The organism is Mycobacterium pseudoshottsii JCM 15466 (assembly GCF_003584745.1).
Taxonomy (GTDB): Bacteria; Actinomycetota; Actinomycetes; order Mycobacteriales; family Mycobacteriaceae; genus Mycobacterium; species Mycobacterium marinum.
In genome coordinates this window covers 370,954-386,877 of the sequence record NZ_AP018410.1, presented here as the reverse complement: position 1 = coordinate 386,877, position 15,924 = coordinate 370,954, and the positions used below count along the sequence as shown (strand labels likewise).

Annotated in this window: 16 protein-coding genes and 1 pseudogene; 6 read left to right on the top strand and 11 right to left on the bottom strand. The window is 65.8% G+C overall.

Annotated features, from left to right (window positions below; genetic code table 11):
* Positions 1–20: 20 nt before the first annotated feature.
* From MPSD_RS01835 to MPSD_RS01810, 6 genes are all read right to left on the bottom strand, one after another.
* Positions 21–1,277: a PPE family protein gene (locus MPSD_RS01835; protein WP_086085750.1), complete on the bottom strand. Its 1,257-nt coding sequence runs from the start codon at positions 1,275–1,277 to the stop codon at positions 21–23.
* Between the two features lie 12 nt (positions 1,278–1,289).
* The gene (locus MPSD_RS01830) at positions 1,290–1,589 is read right to left on the bottom strand and encodes a PE family protein (protein ID WP_012396638.1); all 300 of its coding nucleotides are present in this window, start codon (positions 1,587–1,589) and stop codon (positions 1,290–1,292) included.
* 767 nt (positions 1,590–2,356) lie between these two features.
* A complete protein-coding gene (locus MPSD_RS01825) occupies positions 2,357–2,641 on the bottom strand; it encodes a WXG100 family type VII secretion target (RefSeq protein ID WP_015356960.1) in 285 nt (94 codons plus the stop codon).
* A 38-nt stretch (positions 2,642–2,679) separates the two neighbouring features.
* Complete coding sequence (gene esxM / locus MPSD_RS01820; protein WP_012396639.1) at positions 2,680–2,976, bottom strand: type VII secretion system effector EsxM; 297 nt, start codon at positions 2,974–2,976, stop codon at positions 2,680–2,682.
* Between the two features lie 131 nt (positions 2,977–3,107).
* Entirely contained in the window at positions 3,108–4,349 is a 1,242-nt protein-coding gene (locus tag MPSD_RS01815) for a PPE family protein (RefSeq protein ID WP_020785196.1), read from the bottom strand.
* Positions 4,350–4,362: 13 nt separating this feature from the next.
* On the bottom strand, positions 4,363–4,662 hold the full coding sequence (locus MPSD_RS01810) for a PE family protein (protein ID WP_020785197.1): 300 nt from the start codon (positions 4,660–4,662) through the stop codon (positions 4,363–4,365).
* Between the two features lie 703 nt (positions 4,663–5,365).
* On the opposite strand from MPSD_RS01810, the gene MPSD_RS01795 reads away from it, so the two are divergent.
* Both MPSD_RS01795 and MPSD_RS01790 read left to right on the top strand, forming a co-directional pair.
* Positions 5,366–6,568 (top strand): ISAs1-like element IS2404/ISMul1 family transposase, encoded by a 1,203-nt coding sequence (locus MPSD_RS01795; protein WP_420811853.1) that lies wholly within the window; start codon positions 5,366–5,368, stop codon positions 6,566–6,568.
* 286 nt (positions 6,569–6,854) lie between these two features.
* Positions 6,855–7,601 carry an SIMPL domain-containing protein gene (locus tag MPSD_RS01790; protein WP_086084790.1) on the top strand — a complete coding sequence of 249 codons (747 nt, stop codon included), beginning with the start codon at positions 6,855–6,857 and terminating at the stop codon, positions 7,599–7,601.
* Between the two features lie 25 nt (positions 7,602–7,626).
* On the opposite strand, the gene hpt is transcribed toward MPSD_RS01790, so the two are convergent.
* The 4 genes and pseudogenes from hpt to dacB form a co-directional block, all read right to left on the bottom strand.
* Positions 7,627–8,235, bottom strand: coding sequence for a hypoxanthine phosphoribosyltransferase (gene hpt / locus MPSD_RS01785; RefSeq protein WP_020785201.1), 609 nt, complete (start codon positions 8,233–8,235; stop codon positions 7,627–7,629).
* Positions 8,236–8,288: 53 nt separating this feature from the next.
* Positions 8,289–9,260, bottom strand: a complete 972-nt coding sequence (gene tilS, locus MPSD_RS01780) for a tRNA lysidine(34) synthetase TilS (protein WP_086084791.1) — start codon at positions 9,258–9,260, stop codon at positions 8,289–8,291.
* A pseudogene (locus MPSD_RS01775) lies at positions 9,239–10,298 on the bottom strand (zinc-dependent metalloprotease). The gene tilS and the pseudogene MPSD_RS01775 overlap by 22 nt, the downstream one beginning before the upstream one ends.
* Positions 10,295–11,680 carry a D-alanyl-D-alanine carboxypeptidase/D-alanyl-D-alanine endopeptidase gene (dacB, locus tag MPSD_RS01770; RefSeq protein ID WP_051153581.1) on the bottom strand — a complete coding sequence of 462 codons (1,386 nt, stop codon included), beginning with the start codon at positions 11,678–11,680 and terminating at the stop codon, positions 10,295–10,297. Before dacB ends, MPSD_RS01775 begins: the two are co-directional and overlap by 4 nt.
* Before the next feature lie 140 nt (positions 11,681–11,820).
* Between dacB and MPSD_RS01765 the strand changes: the two genes are divergently transcribed.
* On the top strand, positions 11,821–12,309 hold the full coding sequence (locus tag MPSD_RS01765; RefSeq protein WP_020785206.1) for an inorganic diphosphatase: 489 nt from the start codon (positions 11,821–11,823) through the stop codon (positions 12,307–12,309).
* A gap of 8 nt (positions 12,310–12,317) precedes the next feature.
* Here MPSD_RS01765 and MPSD_RS01760 read toward each other — a convergent pair whose 3' ends face one another.
* On the bottom strand, positions 12,318–13,394 hold the full coding sequence (locus tag MPSD_RS01760; RefSeq protein WP_012396648.1) for a DUF475 domain-containing protein: 1,077 nt from the start codon (positions 13,392–13,394) through the stop codon (positions 12,318–12,320).
* Between the two features lie 143 nt (positions 13,395–13,537).
* Between MPSD_RS01760 and MPSD_RS01755 the strand changes: the two genes are divergently transcribed.
* From MPSD_RS01755 to MPSD_RS01745, 3 genes are read left to right on the top strand one after another with little or no spacing between them, the layout of a single operon-like run.
* Positions 13,538–14,833, top strand: coding sequence for an MATE family efflux transporter (locus MPSD_RS01755; protein ID WP_086084792.1), 1,296 nt, complete (start codon positions 13,538–13,540; stop codon positions 14,831–14,833).
* Positions 14,834–14,868: 35 nt separating this feature from the next.
* Positions 14,869–15,582, top strand: a complete 714-nt coding sequence (locus MPSD_RS01750) for a glycosyltransferase family 2 protein (protein ID WP_011741845.1) — start codon at positions 14,869–14,871, stop codon at positions 15,580–15,582.
* Positions 15,579–15,920, top strand: coding sequence for a DUF2304 domain-containing protein (locus MPSD_RS01745; protein ID WP_020785208.1), 342 nt, complete (start codon positions 15,579–15,581; stop codon positions 15,918–15,920). Before MPSD_RS01750 ends, MPSD_RS01745 begins: the two co-directional genes overlap by 4 nt.
* Positions 15,921–15,924 lie beyond the last annotated feature (4 nt).

The following is a 15,924-nucleotide window of genomic DNA, read 5'->3' as shown; positions in this document are numbered from 1 at the left end:
CGACGTCGCGGCGCGTTGGCCTAGCCGGCGGCCGGCGGGCGCGTCATCACCCTGGGATGAAACCCATATCGGGGAGGGGCCGCCGAGGCGGCGAAGCCGCGCGCGGGTGTGCCATGAGCCGGCAAGCCGCCAAAGACATGTTGGCTGGGGTCGGCGGCCGCGGCGGCAGCGGCAACGGAGCTGAGCGGAACGGTTGCAACGCGGCCCAACCCGGGCATCGAACTCGCCCAAGCGTTGGGTACCGACAGACCCCCGATCTGGGCGGCCCTGCCAATCCCCCCGAGACCACTCGACACGCCCGACAACGGCAGTTTCGGCAGCGCTTGTGGCAGGGCCTCGACCGCCTTGGCGGCTTCCTGGCCCGCGTGCGCGGCAGCCGGGAAGAGACTGTGGGACAAACCGTCGATGTCTTTCAACGCCGTGGTGGTGAGCCGGAAGGGCGAAACCAGCCTGATATAGGTGTTCGATAGCGTGCTGGCATCCAGCGTCGACGACCCGGTGAGACCCGCTATCAGTGCGCCGAGTGCGCCGCTTAACACGATCCCGTCGCCGTTGGGCGTCCACTTCCAGCCGATCAGGCCGAGCGCACGCAAGATCCGTTCCAGCGAGGGCACCAACGCCGCCTCCGAGAGTCCCCGCAGCGCGTTGGGCAGCTGTTCCACCAATTGCTGCAACGATTGCGCATCCCCCGCGAGGAGATCGCCGGTGGCCCGGCCGACTGCGGCGGCCTGAGCGGCCGGTCCGTTCGCGGTGGTAGCGGGCCGAGGCGGAACGAACGAGGTCAGGTCGGCCGCCGCCGCGGCCGTCGCCGCATATTGGTACATCGCATTCGCGTCCTGAGCCCACATTTCGGCGTACTCGGCTTCCACTACCGCGATGGCCGGGGTGTTCTGACCGAAGAGGTTGGTCGCCACCAGCGTCGCCAACATCGCCCGATTGGCGGCTACCACCGCGGGCGGCACCATCCCGGCAAACGCCGCCTCGTAGGCACTCGCCGCCGCCGCCGCTTGCCTCCCGACCTGTTCAGCCTGCGCGGCGGTTGCGCTCAGCCAGGCCAGATGCGGCGCGGCAGCAGCCGACATGGCCGCGGCGGCGGGCCCCGACCATGGTCCGGAAACCAGCCCGGACAGCAGTGAACGATAAGAGTCCGCAGTGCACTGCAACTCGGCGCCCAGCGCCTGCCAAGCCGCCGCGGCGGCCAACATCGATCCTGAACCCGGTCCGGAATACATCAACGTGGAGTTGATTTCTGGCGGTAGGAGCGCGAAATCCAGCATGTGCGGCCTCGCCTAGCTGACCGCGACGGTGTTGGCGGCCTCGGTTGCCGCATACGAACCAGCGGAGATACCCAGCACGGTCACCAGCTGATCCTGTACCGCCGCGGCCTGAGCGCTGATCGCCTGATACACCCTTGCATGCGCGGCGAACTGGGCTGCCGTCAACATCGACACCAGGTCTGCCGCCGGGGGGACCACTCCTGTCGTCGGAGCTACCGCGACCTCGTCCCCGGCGCGCGCCGCCGAGTTGATGGCCTGCAGCTCCAATGCGACTCCAGCCACAATCTCCGGCTGAGCAGTCACGTGCGACATCGCTCTCCTCTCAAGAACCAATTGAGCCAATAACGTCCAGCGACGAACGGCGCTGACGCTGATCGGCAATCAGGCTAAGGGACTCAAGGGGCTCAAGGGACTCAAGGGACTCAAGGGACTCAAGGGACTCAAGGGACTCAAGGGACTCAAGGGACTCAAGGGACTACAAAAACCACGAGAGATGACCAACACCAGGCGTAAACATCTTGTTCAGAATCGGTTTAACAACGATTCAAATTCGGCGGCACATCTGAGCCCTATTTCACAATGCCCAAACGCTTCGCATTCGATGAATTCAAGTCCCCAAGGGGCGCAAAACGCGGCATGAGGGGAATTTTCGGCGCGGCGCGTGTCGTCGCCGACCAGCGGTATTAGCCGACCGGATTCGACCCCACCCGGCCTTTTGCCACCTGCAGCCAGCGCCTCCTCGGGGCAACCCCCCGGTTGACAGCGGAGGGCTCTCCGACGAAATCCGCCCCGCTTGTCCAGATTGTGTACGACGCTTATCAATAGGGATTGTATTTTTGTTGCCGCAGGACATATTGGCCCCGACCAACCGGAGATCAATGACCTAGGGGGCCACCATGGTTTCGGCACCGCAAATGCGGAAATAGGTAAGTGCACGGCGGTCACCCGAACGCGCGTCGACTTCAACACCCAGGTCAACTGCCCCATAAACGGACTTACCCGCCTCCCAGGTATCACCCCCGGGAGGCGGGTAAGCCATCACGCGGCCCGATGAGGGCCGCTGCGTACCTGCCGCGGACTCAGGCCCAGCTGGAGCCGACGGCGCTGTCGGTCTGCGCCATGTTGTTGCCGGCGGCCTGAACCTTCTGGCCGTGCGAGTTGGCCTGCTCGTAGATCACCTGGAAGTTGCGACCCAACTGGGCGATGAACTCCTGGCAAGCCACCGAACCGGCGCCGCCCCAGAAGTCACCGGCAGCCAGCACATCGCGAACGATGGCCTGGTGCTCGGCCTCCAAGGAGGCGGCCTGGGCGCGGATGAGCGCGCCGTGGGCGTCGACATCGCCGAACTGGTAATTGATGGTCATTGGTTTTGTCCTCCTGAGTCGAAAGTGTCGGGCCGGTGCTAGCTGCTGAGGATCTGCTGGGAGGCCTGCTCTTGCTGCTCGTAGTTGTTCGCGTCGCGAACGAGCCCGTCGCGCACCCCGTGCAGCATGTTGACGATGTTGCGGAAGGCGGTGTTCATCTGGCCCATGGTGTCCAGTGAGGTTGCCGAGGCCATACCGCTCCAGCCCGCGCCGGCGATGTTCTGCGAGGACGCCCACATCCGGCGGGCCTCGTCCTCGACGGTCTGGGCGTGCATTTCGAAACGGCCCGCCATGTCCCGCATCGCGTGCGGGTCGGTCATAAAACGTGTGGTCATGCGAATGCCTCTCGTGTACGAGTTGTCAAATCCGTTGCTAGATCAAGGTGAATCGCGAGCCTCGCCCCTTCCCTCGAAGATCCCGCTGTACAGCAGTGCGATCACCTCGCGTTGATCGTATGTGTTCTTCGTCACCCTCCGGCGGGCGGGTGCACGACCATCGTCGGCTTGAAGCCATAGCGCGGCGCGGCGAAGTGCGCCGCCATTCCGCGCCCGACCCCACTGGCGGGCATCAGTGGCACTCCGCCCACCGCCGCCTGCGCCGGCTCGGCCGCGGCGGCCCCGAGGCTGTTGACCGTCACGATCGCCGGGTTCGCCGCGGCACCGACGGAGTTCATCCACGAGGTTGGCACCGAAAGCCCAGTGACAGACGCCGCCTTACCGACGGCTCCGGTAATCCCGCCCAGACCGACGCCCGGAAGCGACGGCAGTACCGCCGGCAATTCCCTGGCGGCCTCGGCCGCCACTTTGGCGCCTTCCTGAGCGAACTTGGGCAGGTCATGGGCCAAGCCCACATAGTCCTTGAACTGAGTTACCGCCAACCGGGCCGGACTCACCCATTTGCTGAAGGTGTCCATGAATACACCGGCATCCACTTCGGCGGAGCCGGTCACTCCCTGGACGATGTCACCCAAGGCGCCGCCCACGATGATTCCGTCACCGTTGGAGTTCCAGGCATGCCCGGTCAGACCGATCGCACCAGTAAGGTCGGTGAGCCAAGGGGGCTCGTTGGATATTCCGGCCAGCTGCGACAGCGCCTTGGGAATCTCCGCCAGTGCCTGTGAGTCCACCGCCCCGTTCAATGCCTGACCGACCGCGGCGGCCTGATTGGCCAGGCCCGCCGCGCTAACGGTCTGCGCCGCCGGGTCGAACGGCGCCAACTGCGCGGCCGCCGCCGACGAGCCGGCATAGCCGTACATTGCCGCCGCGTCCTGCGCCCACATTTCGCCGTACTGCGCCTCGGTGGCCGCGATAGCGCCCGTGTTCTGTCCGAGAAAGTTCGTCGCCATCAGGGCCATCAACAACGCCCGGTTGGCCGCGATCACCGGCGGCGGGACCGTCGCGACAAAGGCCGCCTCGTAGGCCCCGGCCGCGGCCACGGCTTGACTACCGGCCTGCTCGGCAAGTGCGGCTGTGTTTCTCAACCACTCCACCTGGGGCATGGCGGCCGCGACCATGTTCGCCGCGGACGGACCCTGCCAGGGTCCGTCGGTCAGTTCGGTCACCAAAACGTCGTAGGTGGACGCGGTTGCTTGCAGCTCGGCGGCCAACACGTCCCAGGCAGCGGCGACGGTCAGCATCGGCCCGGAGCCGGGCCCGGAATACATCAGCGCGGAGTTGACCTCCGGGGGCAATTGCGCGAAATCCAACATGACCCGGTGTCTCCTAGCCGATGGTGGCCGCTTTGGCGGCCTCGGTGGCCGCGTACGAACCCGCACTGATGCCCAGCGTGGTGGCCAGCTGCTCCTGAACCGCCACCGCCTGGGCTCCAATCTGCTGATACAGCTGGGCGTGCGCGGCAAACTGCGACGCGGTCAGCAGCGACACCAGATCGGCGGCGGCGGGCACCACGCCGGTGGTCGGTACCGCGGCCGCGACGTTCCCGGCCTGCACCGCCACGTTGATGGACTGAAATTCCGCCGCAGTCGCTGCCAGCACATCTGTCTGCGCAAGCATGATCGACATGAGTTTCCCTCTCCCTCAATTCTTAATTGCAGCAACAGCTTTCGGTGACCGATGACTGTCCGTCCCCCATTGCTGAAGCAGATCGCAGGACACGTTAGGGCAGATACGTAGAAAAACCACAGGCTTCATACAGCCTGTTCACTGCTGAGTCGGTAACAATCCAATTGCTGTGCCAAACGCGCAGGTAAATATCTTCTTTTGTATGAAACATATTTGGATCAAATATGATTTGAGTTCGATAGAATTTTGCCCATATCGAGGACAGACGGCTTCTGTCGTGCCTTCCGGGCGAGCGACGGGGCCGCGCCGAAAGCCCCAGCCACCCGCCTCCGACGGTTTGCATCCCCGCCATGCCCCGCCCGCGGCCGCCCTGGACAGCCCCCTGCTAATCAACAAATTGCCGCTAATCAACCTGTTCAGCGGCGGATTCTGGCCGCAGCGCCGGGCCGCGACCCGGCGCTATCACCAAGACCACGGCCCCGGTCGCGCCGCGGCGGCAAGTACCCGGGCGGGGGGTGGTGGCCCAACCGGGGCCCACGGCTCGACGTCGGACTAGCCGACAGGGCTCCGGCGTTGTTGATTAGCAGGCTTGTGAGCTGGGTTGATGATCTTTGGTGCCGCGCTATTGGGGCCGGAGTGTAGGCACGGGCTATCTGGAGAACGATCGAGTTGGTTACTGTTCGTCGTTGGTCTGGAGTTGCCCGTGCCTACCGTTTCAGTATTGCCTGTGTCGTCGGTTCCAGAGGTGTTCGACCGCTGGAGTCCTGGTGAGCGCAGCGAGCTCATCGGATCGGAGTTTCTCGATGTGTTGGCCTCGGTGCCAGACCCGAGGGACCCACGCGGTCGGAGGTATTCGCTGATGGCTTTGTTGGCGATCGCGGTTCTGGCCACTGCCGCGGGGATGCGCGGCTATGCTGGTTTTGCCACATGGGCGGCCACCGCTCCCGATGATGTGTTGGCCCAATTAGGGGTCCGGTTCCAGCGGCCCAGTGAGAAGACCTTCCGCGCTGTTTTGTCTCGGCTAGACCCCGCCGACCTCAACGCCAGGATGGGCAGTTACTTCACTGCACACGTGGCCAGCAGCGACCCCAGTGGATTGGTGCCGATCGCGTTGGACGGCAAGATGCTGCGTGGTGCTTTACGCGCCAAAGCGACAGCCACGCATCTCGTGTCGGTGTTCGCCCACCGTGCCCGATTGGTGCTCGGTCAACTCGCTGTCGCCGAGAAAAGCAATGAAATTCCCTGCGCACGTGCCCTGCTCACGCTGCTGCCGGGTAGCTTGCGGTGGCTGGTCACCGTGGATGCGATGCATACCCAGGTCGTCACCGCGAAGTTGATCTGCGCCACCTTGAAGTCGCACTACCTGATGATCGTCAAGTCCAACCAAGCCAAAATATTTGCGCGTATCACCGCGCTGCCCTGGGCCGAGGTGCCCACAGCCGCTACCGACGACTCCCGCGGCCACGGCCGTGTCGAGACCCGCACCCTGCAAATCATCACCGCTGCACGAGGAATCGGCTTCCCCTACGCAAAACAAATCATCCGGATCACTCGTGAACGCTTGATCACCGCCACCGACCAGCGCAGCGTGGAGGTGGTCTATGCCATCTGCAGCCTGCCGTTCGAGCACGCCCGCCCTACCGCGATCATGACCTGGATGCGTCAACACTGGGGAATCGAGAACAGCCTGCACTGGATACGCGACGTCACCTTCGACGAAGACCGTCAAAGGGCACATACCGGAAACGGCGCACAGGTCCTAGCAACGCTACGCAACACCGCGATCAATCTGCACCGCCTCAACGGCGCCGACAACATCGCCGAAGCCTGCCGGATCACCGCTTTGACCGCCAACCGCCGCCTAGACCTCCTCAATCCACAATTCCCCAGCTCACAAGCCTGCTAATCAACAACGCCGGAGCCCTGGACTAGCCGACTCTTGCAAAGCACAAAAACTGGGTCTGCTATGGAGGTGCAGAATTGTTGAGTCAAACTTGGGTTGGATTGGAATTTTTCAACGTAAAGGTCGTCAATATGACATTTGCTGACAGTCTTTCGGGCACCAATGTCCGGTCACGGGGGCCGGCGCTTTCCCAGGAATCAAAGATGAACAAGAAGTGAATTGAGAACATCTGGGAGCCGACAACGGCGCACCCGCCGGTCGACTCCGCGCGGCGACTAGGGTGCCAGGCATGCCAATCCAATGGAGCACACCGGGATTCGCCCGCAGATTGATCGCCTTGGCCGTGGCCGGTGCGGCCGCCGGCTGCCTGAGCGGGTGCGACTCCCACACCGCGGCGGCGCCCGGCGCAAATCCACGTCAGGTGACCGTGTTCGGGTCCGGGCAGGTGCAGGGCATCCCGGACACCCTGACCGCGCAGGTCGGCATCGAGTTCACTTCTCAGGACGTCACCGGCGCGGTGAGCCAGGCCAACGCTCGGCAGCAGGCGGTCATCGACGCCCTGGCGAACGCCGGGGTGGACCGTAAGGACATTCGCACCACCGAGGTGTCGCTACAGCCCCAGTACACCAGCCCAGAGCCCGGCGCAGCGGCGGCGATCAGCAGCTATCGCGCCGATAATGCGATCGAAATCAAGATCCGTCCACCCGATGCCGCATCACGCCTACTGGAACTGATCGTCAACACCGGCGGCGACGCCACCCGGATCAGTTCGGTGAGCTACTCGATCGAGGACGACTCGCAACTGGTCAAGGACGCGCGCGCCCGTGCATTCGAGGACGCCAAGAGCCGCGCGCAGCAATACGCCCAGTTGTCCAGGCTGCGGCTGGGCACGGTGCTTTCCATATCCGAAGGAGTCGGCACCAGGCCCTCGCCCGGCGAGATGAACACGCCGGCGCCACGCACCTCGATGGTGCCGCTGGAACCAGGCCAGCAGACGGTGAGCTTCTCGGTGACCGCGGTGTGGGAGCTGACCTGAGTTTCAGGTCGGCAGAGCGCGCTCGCTACTGGTAGACCCTGGGATCGAGGGTGCCGATGTAGGACAGGTCGCGATAGCGCTCGTCGTAGTCCAAGCCGTAACCCACCACGAAGTCATTCGAAATGTCGAAGCCCACGTAGGTGATGTCGACGTTGGCCCCCACCGCCTCGGGCTTGCGCAGCAAGGTGCACACCCGCAACGACTTGGGTTGCCGGCTCTTGAGGTTGCGCAACAGCCAGGACAGCGTCAGGCCGGAGTCGACGACATCCTCGACGATCAGCGCGTCGCGACCGGCGATGTCGCGGTCCAGGTCCTTGAGAATCCGCACCACTCCCGACGACGACGTCGAGGACCCGTAGGAGCTGACCGCCATGAACTCAAATTGCGTAGGCAACGGAATCGCACGGGCGAGATCTGTGACGAACAGCACGGCGCCCTTGAGCACCGTGATCAACAGCAGGTCCTGATCGCTGGTGTCGGCCAGCTCGCGATAGTCGTTGCCGATCTGGGCCGCGAGCTCGTCTATTCGACGCTGAATCTGCTCCTCAGTGAGCAGCACGGATTTGATATCACCTGGGTACAACTCGCCTGCATGTCCGGGGGTGATCGCCGAGGAGCTCTGGGCCACGTGCACAGCGTGCCATGTCCGCGCCCGAACAACCAACGCCAGTCCCCATCTTCACCGACTCAGATTGGCTCGGACCGCAAAGTCAGCAGGCCGCCACCTCGTCCGGCGACCAGACGCCGCGCCTTCAAATTCGATCCGACCGCCACCCCGCCCTGGCCTCGCCAGGCCGTGACCAGCGCGTCCACGCCCCTGATCTGCTTGTCGGTCAGCCCGATCGCCCCGCCGGCCAGCAGCCAACTGCGGATCACTCGCCGACGCACTGGGTCGGGCAGCGTAGCCAGCACGCTGGTGTCCAGGCCGAAATCGACGACGGCGGTGGGCAGCGCCTCGGCGGCGATGGCGTCGAGCAGCTCGGTGTCCGCGCGCAGCGCGGTCGCGGTGCGCGCCAACGCCGCGGCCACACCCCCACCCAGCACTTCCTCCAACAGCGGCAGCACTTCGGCACGTAACCGCGTCCGGGTGAAGCGCCGGTCGCTGTTGTGCGGGTCCTGCCATGCGGTCAGACCCAGTTCCCGGCACGCGTCATGGGTCACCCCGCGACGCACCCCCAGCAGGGGCCGACACCATGGTGGATCGTGCGGACGCATGCCGGCGATCGAGCGAGCGCCCGAACCGCGGCCGAGCCCCAGCAACACCGTCTCGGCCTGGTCGTCGAGGGTGTGGGCCAGCAGCACCGGGCCATCGCGGTGGGCGTCCAGCGCGCCGTAGCGGGCGGTGCGCGCCGCCGCCTCCAGCCCACCCCCGGCCCCGGCCGGATTGCCCACCTGGACCCGGAGCACCCGTGCGGCCACGCAACCCAACGAGACGGCCTGGGCCCGGGCGGTTTCGCTGACCGCGGCCGAATCCGGCTGCAGGCCGTGGTCGACGATCAGCGCGGTGGTGGGCCGCAGCCGCGCCGCCACGGCGGTGAGCGCCAGCGAATCCGGACCGCCGGACAGCCCGATACTCCATCGGTCGGTGGCGTCGAGATGGGTCGACGCGAACTTCTCGACGGCCCTGCGCAGTTGCGCTACAGCACCCTGTCGATCCATCGCCGCGGATTCTCCAGCTCAGCCGGCAGGGGCAGCGTCTGCGGACTCGTCCAGATGGTGTTGAACCGCTTCATCCCGACCCGGGCCACCACGTCGTCGACAAACGCTTTGGCGCGCGTGTACTGGTTGAGTTTGGCGCCGAAGCCCAACAACGCGCGCAACAACCGCTGCAGTGGCGGCTGCTTGCGTTGCCGGCGCTCGTCGAAGCGACGACGGATGACGGCAACCGAGGGCACCACCATCGGCCCCACCGCATCCATCACGTGTTCGGCATGGCCCTCCAACAGCGTGCCCAGCGCCAGCAGCTGATCCAGCGCCTGACGCTGCGGCTCGGACTGCACGGCACGCACCACACCGAGAATCCCCGTCACATTGCCCGAATCGTCGCCAGGATCGTCGCGGTTGCGCACGAAGTTCGCCAGCCGGCTCACCACCTGTCCGATGTCGTCGGCGGGTTCGGTGGTGAGCAGACCGAGCGCCTGCTGCATGTAGCCGGCCAACCACGGGTTGGCGGTGAACTGGACCCGGTGGGCGACCTCGTGCAGGCAGACCCACAGCCGGAAATCGGATGGGTCGACCCGCAGTTGTCGCTCAACGGCGATGACGTTGGGATACACCAGCAGCAGACCGCCCATGCCGGCCCCGTCCGCGGCGGCGAACGGATCGTACTGACCGAGAATTCCCGAGGCCACGAACGCCAGCACCGCACCCGTCTGCGCACCGGTGATACGCCCGGTGAGCAGCCCGCGCGGCTTCTCGGCCCCGTTGGTCATGGCCCGCATCGACTCCGCGGCGGCCCATATCCACTCCGGCCGGTCCACAACGCGGGCCGCGGGCACATCACCGGTGGTGATCAAACCGGTGACGTCGCGCACCGGCGGCTCCGCTTGCTCGGCCGCGCGCATCAATTCGTCGACCGCCTGGCGTCGGGTGTAGTCACTGGACGGCGGACCGGGGCGGGCCAGCCGCTCCCCCAACCGTGGCCGCAAACTGCCAGTCGACGGTGTTGCCCAGGGTCACATCCGAGGCCGCGGTCATGTTGTGCACCCGCAAGACCACAGCGTGGTGGCCAACGCGTCCATCGCGTTGCGTCCGTTCGGCCCGGCATCGTTGGAGATGAACGCAAACGTGAGCACGCGTCCGCTGCTATCGGTGACCACACCGACCAAGGAGTTGATGGCGGTCAGCGAGCCGGTCTTGGCCCGCAACCAGCCCGCCGGGCCCAGGTTGGTGGCCCGGTCCAGGAAGCGTTCCCCGAGAGTGCCGCTACCACCGGCGATCGGCAGCAGATCCAGTAGCGGGCGCAACGCGGGCTGATCCGGCCCCGCCGCGGCCTGTATCGCGTCGTCGAGCGTCCGGGCTGTCAGCCGGTCGTCAACCGAAAGCCCACTGGAATCCACCAGCCCCGCGCCGGTGGTGTTGATGTGGGCGGTGTTCAGCCGGGTGGTCACCGCATCGACCGCGCCGCTGAAGCTGCGCGGACGGTTGATGACGGCCGCGACCTCGCGGGCGATGCACTCGGCCATCACGTTGTCCGAGGCGTTCATCATCTGGGAGAGCCGTTCGATCAACGGCGCCGACTGCACCACGGCCAGCTGGCGCGCCCCAGCGGGAGCCGAGGCGATACTGGCCGTTGCGGGATCCAGACCAAGGGCCCTGGCCAGTTCGCGTCCGGCGTCCAACGCCGGGGTCAGCGACCGTCGGGAGTTGACCGTGGTCGGCTGGACGCGACCGGCATCGATCATCGCCGCCTCGATCGGGGCGATGTCACCGTTGCCGACGTCAGCCGGATCCCAGCCCGGGGCCATCGTCGGCCCGGTAAAGGCGGAGATGTCGACTTGCACCGATGTCGGCGTCATGCCACTGCGGCGGATCTGATCGACCAAGTCGCTGATGCGCGCCGCGCCCCGGTACCAGGTTTCGACGCCGGGCGGCGCCGCCGACAGCGTCGGATCCCCGGCTCCGACCAACACCACCGACCCCTGGCCGCTGGGGCTACCGGCCACCACGCGGGTGCTGATCCGGGCCTGACGGTCCAAGGTGAGCAGCGCCGCGGTGGCGGTCAGGACCTTGTTTGTCGATGCCGGCACCAGGGGTACGTCGTCGAGTTGCTGCCAAAGCACCTGCCCGGTCAGCGCATCGCTGACCCGACCGCCCAGCTTGCCCAAGTTCGGATCGGCCGCGGCCTGCGCCAGCGCGGCGGCCATCGCGCCCGAGTTGGGCACCACACCGGTGTCGGCCACGGCGGTGACCGCGGGCTTGACCGTCGGTGGACGCGGCGGCGGCACCACCAACCGCGCACTGGCCGCGCGGCCACCGACGGTGAAGAACGCTGCGGCGGCAACGACGGCGGCGACAAACGCCAGCACGGCCACCCCAAGGAACACCTGGGTGGATTTCCGCCAACGTTTGGGACCCATAACTCTCCTGTCTTTCCGGTCCCATTGTGCCCAACCGGCCACCCAGCAGGCCCACAGGACCGCTGCACTAGGGTGTCACCGGACGCATTTGACCTAATCCCAGGCCTCTTCTGGCCTCACTAAGTCAAAGGAGCCACGCGATGCAATTCGACGTGACTATCGAGATTCCCAAGGGCCAGCGCAACAAGTACGAGGTCGATCACGAGACCGGCAGGGTCAAACTGGACCGCTACCTGTACACCCCGATGGCCTACCCCACCGACTACGGCTTCATCGAGGACACCCTCGGCGAAGATGACGACCCGCTGGACGCCCTGGTACTGCTGCCGGAGCCGCTGTTCCCGGGTGTGCTGGTGGAGGCTCGGCCGGTCGGAATGTTCCGGATGGTCGACGAAAAGGGTGGCGACGACAAGGTGCTGTGCGTCCCGGCCGGCGACCATCGTTGGGACCACATCCAGGACATCGACAACGTTCCGGCGTTCGAGCTGGAAGCCATTAAGCACTTCTTTGTCCACTACAAGGACCTCGAACCGGGCAAGTTCGTCAAGGCGGCCGACTGGGTGGGTCGCGAAGAGGCCGAGGCCGAGGTGTTGCGGTCGGTGGAGCGGTTCAAGACCGACGGCCACTGATTTCCGGCTTAGCCGCCGGCCCGCCGGTTGCGCACCACGCTGTTGGTGAACGCCGCCCCGATGAACACCACGCCGATCGATGCCGTGATCCACTCGGGGATCTGCAGGTGGTGGTCGATGGACATCAGCATGATCACCGCGAGCGCACCGATCGCCCAGTGCGCGCCGTGTTCGAGGTAGACGTAGCGGTCCAGGGCGTCCTGTCGGACCAGATAGATCGTGATCGACCGAACGAACATGGCGCCCACCAAGCCGAGCCCTAACGCGATGACGATCGGGTCGCTCGTGATCGCGAATGCCCCGGTGACCCCGTCGAAGGAGAATGAGGCGTCGAGCACCTCGAGGTACATGAAGAGCATGAACCCGGCCTTGCCCACCGCCCCCTGGGCGGCGAGTTCGCCAGGTCCGGCACCGACCCGAGGCGGCTGCAACGCCCGGCTCAAGCCGTTGACCACGAGGTAGGTCACCAGACCCAGCAGCCCGGCGACCATCACGGTGCCCAGGTCGTCGCTGGAATCCGTCAACCCGGGACCAGCGAAGATCAGCGTCACGCACGCCACCATCACGTGGACCTGACCCAGCCGCCCGATTCGGGCGAACGGCGCCTCAATCCACTTCAGCCACTTGATCTCACGGTCGTTGAACACGAAGTCCAGAAACAGCGTCAACAAGAACATCCCGCCGAACGCCGCGATCTGGGGGTGGGCCGCGCTGATCAGTTTCTCGTAGCTGGGTGAGCCGTCCGGGAAGTCCAGCGCGCCGCCGGGCGGCGGGTTCAGCGCCAACCTCATCGCGCGGACCGGATCGAGACCCGCGGTAACCCAGACGATGGTCAGCGGGAACACCAGCCGCATTCCGAAGACGGCAATCACGATCCCGATGGTCAGGAACATCTGCTGCCAGAACTGGCTCATCTGCTTGAGGATCGTGGCGTTGATGATGGCGTTGTCGAACGACAGCGATATCTCCAGGATCGCCAGCACCACCAGCAGGAACAGCGCGGTCACTCCGCCGTGCCAATACCCGGCAACCAAAGCCGCCGCGGTTACCAGCAGCGACAACCCGAACACGCGGATCGTTGTCATGGGTCCTTTCCAGTGCATTTCATCTATACCCGAGAGCCCCTCAGGGCAAGCCAAAACAACGCCGAACCGGCCTGGCGAGCACCCACGCCCCGCACGCTTAGTATTTGCAAGCGTGGCTGCAAACGTGCCCAGCATCAGGTCGGTTGGCCGTTAGTGCTGCCAGGGTGACCGAAGTAGGGGGAACAACGGGAGCGGCGGGCGCCTCTGGGGGGGCGATCGCGCGAGGCAGCGTGGCGCGCGTCGGCACCGCCACCGCGGTCACCGCGCTGTGCGGTTACACGGTGATCTATCTGGCCGCCCGGGACTTGGCTCCCAGCGGCTTCTCCGTGTTCGGGGTGTTCTGGGGCGCATTCGGCCTGGTTTCCGGCGCCGCCAACGGGCTGCTGCCAGAAGCCACGCGCGAAGTCCGCTCCGCGCAGTACCCAGACGTCGTGCCGGAAGGAGGCCGCACTCATCCCCTGCGGATCGCCGGGATGGCCGGACTGGCCTCGGCCGTGGTGATCGCGGGCAGCTCGCCGCTGTGGAGCGGGCGGGTGTTCGTGGAGGACCGCTGGTTGTCGGTGGGACTGCTCAGTGTGGGACTGGCCGGATTCTGTCTGCATGCCACGCTTTTGGGCATGCTGGCCGGCACCAACCGGTGGTCGCACTACGGATCGTTGATGGTGACCGACGCGATAATCCGAGTGGCGGTCTCGGCGGCAACGTTTGCCATCGGGTGGGGTCTGGTCGGCTTCCTGTGGGCGACAGTGGCGGGCTCGGTCTCCTGGCTGATTCTGCTGCTGGCTTCGCCCGTCGCGCGCGCGACGGCACGCTTGCTGACGCCGGGCAACACGGCAACGTTCCTGCGGGGTGCCGCGCATTCGATCACCGCCGCCGGTGCCAGCGCGATTCTGGTGATGGGTTTTCCGGTCCTGCTGAAGCTGACCTCCAACGAGCTCGGCCCCCAGGGCGGGGTGATCATCTTGGCGGTGACTTTGACCCGTGCGCCGCTGCTGGTGCCGCTGACCGCGATGCAGGGAAACCTCATCGCCCATTTCGTCGACGAGAGCGCGCAGCGACTGCGGGCACTGATCTCACCGGCCGCACTCATCGGCGGTATCGGCGTGATCGGGGTGCTGGCCGCGGGAGCGGTGGGCCCGTGGCTACTGCGTTCGGCCTTCGGGCAGCAATATCAGGCCAGCGGCGCCCTGCTGGCCTGGCTGACCGCGGCCGCCGTGGCGATCGCCATGTTGACGCTCACCGGAGCCGCGGCGGTGGCGGCCGCACTGCACCGGGCTTACTCACTAGGCTGGGTGAGCGCGACAGCGGCATCAGGGTTGCTGCTGCTGTTGCCGCTGCCGCTGGAAGCCCGCACGGTGGTGGCGCTGTTGTGTGGCCCATTGGTAGGGATCGGTGTTCATCTGCTCGCGCTGGCGCGCGCCGGATACGCGAGCAGATGATGGGCCCTGGCCAAGCGTGTAATTTGTGGGCCTAGATGGCCGTGAAAATGGATATTGATACGCATCACCCCGACGTCTGGATCGTCGTTCCCGCCTTCAACGAAGCCACCGTCATCGGCGAGGTGATCGCGCAACTGCGGTCGACCTTCGGCCATGTGGTGTGCGTGGACGACGGCAGTACCGACGGCACCGGCGATATCGCCCTGCGGGCCGGGGCTCACGTGGTGGCTCATCCGATCAATCTGGGCCAGGGCGCGGCCATCCAGACCGGGGTCGAATACGCCCGTAAGCAGCCGGGAGCCCAGATCTTCGCCACGTTCGACGCCGACGGCCAGCACCGCGTCAAGGACCTGGCCGCCATGGTGCATCGGTTGTCGGTCGGCGATGTCGACGTGGTGATCGGAACCCGCTTCGGGCGGCCCGTCGGGAGCCGCCCACCCCTGCTGAAGCGAATTGTGCTGCAGACCGCGGCGCGCCTGAGTCCGCGCGGTCGCCGGTTGGGCCTGACCGATACCAACAACGGCCTGCGGGTGTTCAACAAGACCGTGGCCGATGGGCTGAACATCACCATGAGCGGGATGAGCCACGCCACCGAGTTCGTCATGCTGATCGCCGAAAACCATTGGCGCGTTGCCGAAGAACCCGTCGAGGTGCTCTACACCGACTACTCGAAGTCGAAAGGGCAGCCCCTGCTCAACGGCGTCAACATCATTTTCGACGGGTTTTTGCGAGGGAGGATACGACGATGAACTGGATCCAGGTGCTGTTGATCGGGTCGATCATCGCGTTGCTGTTCTATCTGCTGCGCTCCCGCCGCAACGCCCGGTCGCGGGCATGGGTCAAAGTCGGCTACGTCCTATTCGTCCTGGCCGGTATCTACGCGGTGCTGCGACCGGACGACACCACGGTGGTCGCACACTGGTTCGGAGTGCGCCGGGGCACCGATCTGATGCTCTACGCACTGATCATGGCGTTCAGCTTCACCACGCTGAGCACCTACATGCGGTTCAAAGACCTGGAGCTGCGCTACGCGCGGCTGGCCCGCGCCATAGCGCTCGAAGGAGCTCAGACACCGGAGCCACGCTGAGGCC